The sequence below is a fragment of the Thermococcus sp. genome (assembly GCF_026991495.1).
Taxonomy (GTDB): Archaea; Methanobacteriota_B; Thermococci; order Thermococcales; family Thermococcaceae; genus Thermococcus.
Window position 1 is genome coordinate 1 of record NZ_JALXBJ010000018.1, and the last position, 7894, is coordinate 7894.

9 protein-coding genes are annotated in these 7894 nt (G+C 51.0%); 5 read left to right on the plus strand and 4 right to left on the minus strand.

The window, feature by feature from the left end; translation table 11 throughout:
• The first annotated feature begins 51 nt into the window (after window positions 1-51).
• Complete coding sequence (locus tag MVB78_RS01785) at window positions 52-438, plus strand: hypothetical protein (protein WP_297487252.1); 387 nt, start codon at window positions 52-54, stop codon at window positions 436-438.
• A gap of 2 nt (window positions 439-440) precedes the next feature.
• On the opposite strand, the gene MVB78_RS01790 is transcribed toward MVB78_RS01785, so the two are convergent.
• Both MVB78_RS01790 and MVB78_RS01795 read right to left on the minus strand, forming a co-directional pair.
• Window positions 441-785 (minus strand): hypothetical protein, encoded by a 345-nt coding sequence (locus tag MVB78_RS01790; RefSeq protein WP_297487254.1) that lies wholly within the window; start codon window positions 783-785, stop codon window positions 441-443.
• 47 nt (window positions 786-832) lie between these two features.
• Complete coding sequence (locus tag MVB78_RS01795) at window positions 833-1510, minus strand: fumarylacetoacetate hydrolase family protein (RefSeq protein ID WP_297487256.1); 678 nt, start codon at window positions 1508-1510, stop codon at window positions 833-835.
• Between the two features lie 100 nt (window positions 1511-1610).
• Between MVB78_RS01795 and MVB78_RS01800 the strand changes: the two genes are divergently transcribed.
• Window positions 1611-2594 carry a hypothetical protein gene (locus tag MVB78_RS01800; protein WP_297487267.1) on the plus strand — a complete coding sequence of 328 codons (984 nt, stop codon included), beginning with the start codon at window positions 1611-1613 and terminating at the stop codon, window positions 2592-2594.
• 6 nt (window positions 2595-2600) lie between these two features.
• Here the strand turns inward: MVB78_RS01800 and MVB78_RS01805 are convergent, their stop codons facing one another.
• On the minus strand, window positions 2601-4958 hold the full coding sequence (locus MVB78_RS01805) for a hypothetical protein (RefSeq protein ID WP_297487258.1): 2358 nt from the start codon (window positions 4956-4958) through the stop codon (window positions 2601-2603).
• Between the two features lie 175 nt (window positions 4959-5133).
• On the opposite strand from MVB78_RS01805, the gene MVB78_RS01810 reads away from it, so the two are divergent.
• The 3 genes from MVB78_RS01810 to MVB78_RS01820 are packed head-to-tail and all read left to right on the plus strand — an operon-like array spanning window position 5134 to window position 6865.
• Window positions 5134-5286: a hypothetical protein gene (locus MVB78_RS01810; RefSeq protein WP_297487259.1), complete on the plus strand. Its 153-nt coding sequence runs from the start codon at window positions 5134-5136 to the stop codon at window positions 5284-5286.
• Window positions 5283-6167 (plus strand): viperin family antiviral radical SAM protein, encoded by an 885-nt coding sequence (locus MVB78_RS01815; RefSeq protein ID WP_297487261.1) that lies wholly within the window; start codon window positions 5283-5285, stop codon window positions 6165-6167. Before MVB78_RS01810 ends, MVB78_RS01815 begins: the two co-directional genes overlap by 4 nt.
• Complete coding sequence (locus tag MVB78_RS01820; protein WP_297487263.1) at window positions 6164-6865, plus strand: hypothetical protein; 702 nt, start codon at window positions 6164-6166, stop codon at window positions 6863-6865. Before MVB78_RS01815 ends, MVB78_RS01820 begins: the two co-directional genes overlap by 4 nt.
• A 178-nt stretch (window positions 6866-7043) precedes the next feature.
• On the opposite strand, the gene MVB78_RS01825 is transcribed toward MVB78_RS01820, so the two are convergent.
• Entirely contained in the window at window positions 7044-7763 is a 720-nt protein-coding gene (locus MVB78_RS01825; RefSeq protein ID WP_297487265.1) for a hypothetical protein, read from the minus strand.
• Between the last annotated feature and the right edge of the window lie 131 nt (window positions 7764-7894).

Sequence of the window (7894 nt, forward strand, 5' to 3'; positions counted from 1 at the left end):
TGAATTCAAAAACTTTTTTAAGTTGTATTTCATGTATTTATCGGTGGTGTCATGAGGAAGCTCACAATGGTCGTTTTAATCCTCGGGTTGATGGCTTTTATCGGCTTGGGCGTGAACTACTTCGTTTCCCACTACGGCAACATCAACTACCAGTGGAAAACCAACCTCGAAGATTACCGGGAGTATCGGCTCCTTGGAAACTCGACGCTCAACGGCTACGTGAAAGCTAACGGCGAGATAAGCGTATATATTTTAACCAGAGAGGACTTTGAGAGGCTGAAAAACGGCGAGCCCTTTAAGGGCTACAAGGCCTGGGAGCACGTAAAGGCGGTCGAGCTGGATAACGTTAAAATTCCAGAGGGAGACTACGTTCTCGTCGTCAAAAACGATGACAAAGGAATGCAGTGGATTTCTGTAAAGCTGGTTAGCAAAAAGTGAGCTCACGAGCCTTTCAGCTCTATGTCAAGTGTTGCCTTCTCCTCCCCCGGATTTTTGATTATCACCTTCCACTTCCCCTTTGGTAGCTGAACGACGGCATCTACTTTCCTCGTCTCCCCGAAGTCCTTGAGGACAGTGCTTTCCCCGACTATCCTCACATCAACCGGGACGTTGGAGCTTACCCTGACCGTAAGGTGCACCGGTCCGGTGAAGGAGTAGCTGAGGGATTCCCCCGGCGAAAGGCTCTTTCCCTTGGAGTAGACGAAGTTCCCGCCCTTGAGACAGCCGGCCGTGATGGCAATGGCCGCGATCAGGATGCTCAAAAACACCGTTAAACGCCCCCTCATCGTACCACCGATAAACGTCAAGAGAAGAGAATTTAAAAAAGTTTTTGTTAGCAGAGTATCGAGCCCTCCGCTAAAACCTCGAACTCCACTTTTCCAATACCCTCTATCCACGCCTCGACTTTATCCCCGTGCCTCAGCGGGCCGACTCCTGCCGGTGTGCCCGTCGCTATGATGTCGCTCGGCTCTAGAGTCATGATCGAGCTCACGTACTCAATCAGCTCGGGAACCTTGAATATCATTTCGCTCGTTCTTCCGAGCTGTCTGGGCTGGCCGTTCACCTTAAGGCCGATTTCGAGGTCAGCAATGTTTAACTCGCGCCTGTCGGCTATCCTCGGCCCAACCGGCGCGAATGTGTCGAAGCCCTTTGAGAGACTCCAGGGAAGGCCCCTTTCCCTCGCCTCGGCCTGAAGATCGCGAGCGGTTATGTCGAGGAGTATGGTGTATCCGAGAACGTAGTCCATCGCTTTCTCAGCTGGAACCCGCTTCGCGCGCGTTCCGATTATCACAGCAAGCTCGACCTCGTGGTCAATGCGCTTGCTCATCCTCGGGAGGATTATTGGGTCGCCAGGTCCTATGAGCGCGCTCGGCGGTTTCAGGAAGAATACCGGTCTTTCCGGGACGTCGCTCTCCATCTCCCTCGCGTGTTCTGCGTAGTTCTTAGCGAGGGCAATTATCTTGCTCGGCCTCAGCTCGTAAAAACCATCTCTGAGGGGAAGGCGAACCATTCAATCACCCAAGCCCCTTGGTCTCATGTTGAGTTAAAACTTTTCTCTACGAAGGAAAAATGTAATAAGGCCGTTGCCCATTGGAGTATCGGTGGTGGGCATGAGGAAGGTGTTCGTGAAGGAGAACCCAGTTGGTGCTATGGTAATTGGAACCGTTTTCACACTGTTCTTCCTCTTTGTGGCCCTCTCCATCTTGGGTTCCATGTCCTCCTTTCTCCCCTCGAGTTTTACCCTGCTCTTTATTCTGATCCCGTTTCTCGTCCTTGCGGTTATCATCGTCGCCGGGTTCAGGATTTGGGGGGAGGGCAGGAAAGCATCGGCCCTTTTCAGGGAGGCCGTTCTTTCAGAGACCTCCGTGAGTTTCCCCGAGGAGGTTAGCTACGATGTGGGAAGGGTGTTCCTTGAGGGCTACTGGACATACGAACACACCACCACGAGCTCGGGGACGACCAGCAGGAGGTACCGCACGAGGAGGAGCTTTCGGACGGAGGAAAAGGGTAGGGGTATGGAAGCCCCGCTTCCAATGGGGCCGTTTCGCGTTGAACTCCGCCAAGACGGCACTGGAACCATAGATGCCCCGGCGCTGAGGATCAGGGGCGGCAGGTACGACGGCTCGCTCATCATCTCCCTGACAGATGAGGGGAGGATTCTCGGGGAGGGACAGCTTGACCTGAGCAAGGGCAACGACATGGCCCAGGTGCGCTTTAGGGGCGAGGGCAAGTTCCTCCGCGGCAGCGTCTGGGCCGAGCTCTCAAAGGCGAGGAAGGTCAGGATTGAAATAGGCTCCGGCGGCCTCTGGAGAAAGGTTGCAGAGGGAAAGGGCTTTGACTTCAGCATCTCAACACTTCCCGAGGAGAAGATGGTGATATTCACACACTACGACTCGGTATCGCCCCGCTCAATCCTCAAAAAGCTATGGAGCGGGCCGGTTATAATGGGCCATGGAAGCTTTGAGCTGAAGGCTGTCTTGGATATCCCCCTCGGCAGGGACGTCGTGGAAAAGGCGCAGTTCACCGTCGAGCTGGAAGAAGGAGAGGAGAAAGCCGAAAAAGGCGGGATTAAAGAAGAGTGGGGAGTTTTCTGAACCCACTCAGCCCTTTTCAGTTTCAATGACTCTCCACATCAAGAGCCTGCCCACGTACTTTCCGGCCAGCAGGTCGTAATCCTCGGGCTTAAGGTACCTCCTTGATGCGCGGAGGAGTGAAAGTACGGCTTTGTAGCACTCGGGAGGTTCTTTGCCGTTTTCATCTTTATTCCTTTCACCTTTTTTGTCCTGTAATTTCTTAAACTCAGAGATGCACTTTTCAAACCGGTATTTCAGCAGGATCTTCAACTTATCCTCAATTCCATACCACCCTGTCGCAAACCACCCCAGACCAAACTCGGAAGCCAATTTATCGGCCATCTTGATGTTCCCCTCTCTCAGCAGTCCGTCAACCAGGTAGGGAAGTAGCGATGTCTTGAGTTCCCGTTCCAGAACAAATCTAGCCGTTAACGCGTAGCCATTCCTTTTCATGTAAGCCTCAACAAAATAATTGATCAGATCCTGTTTGAGACGTTTGAGATCCGATAAGTCCATACGGTGCCTGAGGGAACGATCTCCAATAACTTCCGCAAGTACATCGAGCAGTTTCTTTTCTTCAATGAGGTTAAAGACCTCGTTGATTTCATCCTCGTCTTTGGCCTCAAAAACGAGGGCGGTGATAAAGCCTTTCAGGATAACGTGAAGGTTGTATACCCCCCTATCTGGGAGTTCCTTCAATGCTTTTTTGAGTGTTTCAAGCGGGCTTATCCCAGCATCCTTCAGAAGCTTAACAAACTCAGGGGAATTTAAGTAGAATGCTACCCTATTTGGGTTCATCTCATTGATAGCATCTTCTACAAGGCCCTTTGCGGTTTCTTGGTGTTCTCCTTCTCCACTCAGAAGCTTTGCAATCAGGAGCTTGTCCTCCGGAGAATTAACGGCAACTCCCGCCTCCAGAAGCCGGGTTATGAGCTTCAAAATGGCTTCCACGGGGATAATTGGATGTTCTCCTTCTGCGGGTATGTGGAAAACTCGTTCCGTGCTCTCATGTCTACTACAAAGGATGTCCAAGTGCGCCACTTTCAGATCGGGAACACTACCAAAGGCCACTAATCGAAGTTTCTTGAAGTCAACATCCGAATTAATCAACTCCTTAAAGCACTCGCTCAACTCTCCTTCACAGCTATCCGGCAGAAATAACTTGTTAGAAGAGACCCAGGGAGCACATTTCTCGTTGCAGATAACCTTTGCAAGACTCTCAAACTCTTCCCACCCTCTTTCAAAGTCCTTTCTCATAGCAGAGATTGCCCTGAGACGGTAATAGCCAATCCCTGGAACCTCGTCATCGAACTTGAGATCTATTATGCTGTTCCAGAATCCCGCTTTTCCCAAGGTCTCCGCGATCATCTCACGCTCCGGTTCAAAACCCGGGCCGGCGCTCCCCCTCAAAGTTTCAAGCTCTTTTTTGGCGACCACAAGTGCAAGGTTAAGGAGCTCCCTATTTTCCGTTTTTGAAGCGGCCATAATCATCGATCTTGAAACCTTGAGCCTGTCTTCGGGAAGGAGATAGCGCCTCTTTAGGGTCTCCTCGTAAAGAGATTTAACATCAATGAACCCGGCGGCAGTCTCGATTATCATCAGCTCCATGGCAAGAGACTCCGCGGCCTTGATAAGTTGCCTAACATACTCTTTCAGCGTTTCGGGATCGAGCTCTTTATCGGCTCTTTTAATGAACTCTCCTATCAAGCTGATAATCTTCTCATCATCGTAGCCATTATAGAAGAGTGCCGTTTTCATAACGTTCAACGCCCTCCCCCATTTCCTCACGTGCATCTCGTTACGAACTAAAGCCTTGAATATTTGAACGGTGGGAGTGGGGAATGTCAACCCAACCAGATTCTCAACGTTTTCAAAGAGCTTCTCGTGTATCTCCTTCCTGCGGGAATTGTGCTGTCCGATTTCGGGAATCATTTCAATTAACGAGGCAATGGCTTTAGAAATCCCGTCTTCGTAAAGGTGGAGGGAATACTCTCCCACCCAGCTTTGGGCCAGTTCTAAGTAGTATTTGCCTTTTTTCCAGTCTTCCCGAATCGCTTCGTTCGCCACTTCCAGAATGCCCCACAGAACACCACCCCTGACGTGCTCGATGGGAATGCCAGAAGAATCGGCGATGGATTGAGAGTACCTCTCAAGGCTCCTGAGGACGTCGTATTCTGGAGGCTCAGCAACGCCTTCAAGCTTGGGGTTTCCCTCAAGCTCAAGTGCGACCTTGGCAAGATAGAAGAAAAACTTCATGACATCATCGTTGTTCAGTGATTTTCCGTGTCTCTTCTTCAGAGTGCTCTTAATCTCGTCAAATGCATCCCCAACCTCACAATGAACCTTTAGCGTCCTCCACTCGTTACAGGACTTGGTTTTCTCCATGGTTTGCCCATTGGAATCGGGGTTACCCGAGTTACCCATTACACCTCACCTCAGAACCATTAAGCGTATGGCATGTTAAGAATTTTGTGACTCAAATATTCAATATATTCATCAAGAAATCTACAAGTCTCCCCGCTTCCAAGAGTATAACGACAACCGCATGGAGGTGATCTCGATGGGAAAGAAGGGTTCCAAGTCCATGACCTGGGATGCTGCGAGGAGGATACAGAGTGCCGTCGACAGCGGGAGGGCAGTCTCTGCCGAAGAGGGGTTCAAGAGCAGGGCCATGAGCGCCGCCGCGAGAAACTCAAAGGGGGGCAGGAAATGACCCCCGCCGCTTTTTCTTTTTCGGAGATTCCAGTCGCGGTCAACTGGCACATGCTGGATGCCTGCAACTACAGGTGCAAGTTCTGCTTCGCCAAGTTCAACAACCTAAAGGGCATCTGCCACGACATCCAGAAATCCAGAACGGTACTCCTCAAACTGAAAGAGGGAGGGGTGAAAAAGATAAACTTTACCGGTGGTGAGCCACTGCTCTGCCCTACCCTCGGGGAGCTGATAAAGTACGCCAAGGAACTCGGAATGGCAACATCAATCGTCACGAACGGCTATTACCTCACAGAGAATCCCGGAAAGGAACTCCTCAAAGAGTATGGAGAGTACATAGACTGGATCGGAATGAGCCTCGACAGTGGGAATCCTGAGGTGGAGCTGGCCCTTGGAAGAGCCCACCTGGGCCAGGACGGAGGCCACGTGAAAAGGGTGAGAGGGGCCGTGAGGCTGATAAAAAAGGTCGCCCCGAAAATCCAGATCAAGATAAACACGGTGGTCACAAGGCTCAACTGGAAGGAAGACATGCATTGGGTAATAGAAGAACTAACACCGGAGAGGTGGAAGGTCTTTCAGCTGAAAATCGTTCCTGGAGTCAATGAAGGCTCAACGAGTCTGGCCATTACGGAGGAGCAGTTCAGGGAGTTCGTGAACAGGCACGCGGACCTCAACCCCATAGCGGAAGATAACGACCTGATGACGCATTCCTACCTCATGATAGACCCTCTGGGGCGGTTCTACGATGAGGAGAGCCAACTGTCCAACTGGAGAAATTCCCTCGTTGAGGCAACCTTTAAGGAAGCACTCCGGGGATTGAAGTTCAATCCCCTCAAGTTCGTACAGAGGGGCGGTATATACGACTGGGGTGGTGTGAAGTGAGATTCAAACCAAACGTTACCCACGTGGTATTCTTGGATTTGGAGTACTACGCTCCAAAGGAGCACAGGAACCGACCGGGGCTAAAGGCGAACCCATACCTCGACGGGGGTTTTCTTATCGGAGGGGTCTTCCAGAGGTACTTCCCCATAGAAGACAAACTCGAGAAAGAAGGGGAGTTCTGGATCTGGGATTATAAAGACGAGAACACGAAAGAGAAGGAAAGGGAGCTTCTTAGGAGGATCTACTACTATTTCCGCGAAAGCTGGATGAGGTGGGAGGCGCTTGGCAACGACTCCCACCTCACGGAACCGATAGTTGCAGGGTTCGGGATAGCTCGCTTCGACGTTCCTGTGCTTTTCGCAAGGAGCTTGAAACACGAAATAGCCGATCCAGCCAGGCTCTATGACATCTATTTCAAGTTAAGGCCCTTCGACCTGAGCGTCGCAGTGGCAACAATAGTCCCCGAGACAAAATACCCAAAGGTACTCGCGCCGGTCTCCCAGAACTGGGCGATAAAACACCTGATTGGAAACGTAGAAAGAAAACCAAGCGGAACCACTGTCTGGGAACTGTACGACCAAGGAAACTATGAGAAAATCGCAGAAAGAACTAAGGCAGAAGTCGAGATTGCGGAGAAGGTGTACAGCAACCTCCTTAGAATACGAAACAATACAATAAAAACAAGGGGGAAAAGGTAACAGGCAGTCTTAGCCTCCTTCCTATTTAACTGAAGTACCTCGTTGGAAGGGCTCAAACCAGAGGAGAAAACAGTGATGTTGTTTCCACAAGCTACAAAAAACTATAATTCTCTCACTCGTAACTCTGGAGAGTTTAACCCTCCTCAACCCCGGAGCCTTAGAGTAGAAAAGGAAGGGGTTAATTAACGAAAACCGATACCCCACTAACCGTGGTCTGGAGCTTGGGGTTCAGGATGAAGTCGTTGGGGTCAACGACTATCTTAACTGGCCGCTTATCCAAGACGAAGCTCACCCTGCCGAGTCCGTTCTTGACCCACACCGTCTTCTTTCCGATGATTGTTCCATTGGAGTCGTAGACCGCGATCTCTACGGGCATAGTGAAGTTCGAGGAGTCAACGAGCTTGAAGGTCAGTCTGTAGGTGGAGCCGTTTTCGAGCTTCAAATCCTTAACGGTGTAGCTGGGAACGAGGTTCGTTTTGAACCACTCCTCAAAGAACCAGCCTAACTTCTGACCGCTCACGTTCTCAAAAATTCTCTGCAATGTTCCAGCGTCCACGCCGTTAGCCCCGGCCCTGTGGCTGTACTTCTTGAATATCGTCCGGTAAGCCTTGATCATGCTCTCGTTCCCGATAATCGCTGAGAGGGAGCGGAGGACGAAGAAGCCCCTGCCGAAGGCTATGTTTTCGGATTCGTTCCTTGAGATCGCCTGAGCCAGCGTCAGATTGGACTTATAACTGATGGCGTAGGAACCCATGGATTTGACGAATTCTTCGGCGTACTGCGGGTTAGTTTCCCTCATGCTGACGAAGATGGGCCACATTCCCAGGAAATTCGCAAGCGACGGAGACAACGAACCCTTCGACCACAGGAGCCAGTCCTTGTACAGGACGTAGAACACTGAAGCGGAATCCGGCTGACCTCCTCCCCGCTCTGAAGGGCGAGGGTTCCAACGAACTAACCCCTCGCTAAGGGCGGGGAGGTTTGAGGGGTCTCATTCAAACCCAACTCAAAGCGGGTCTTCGACCCCTC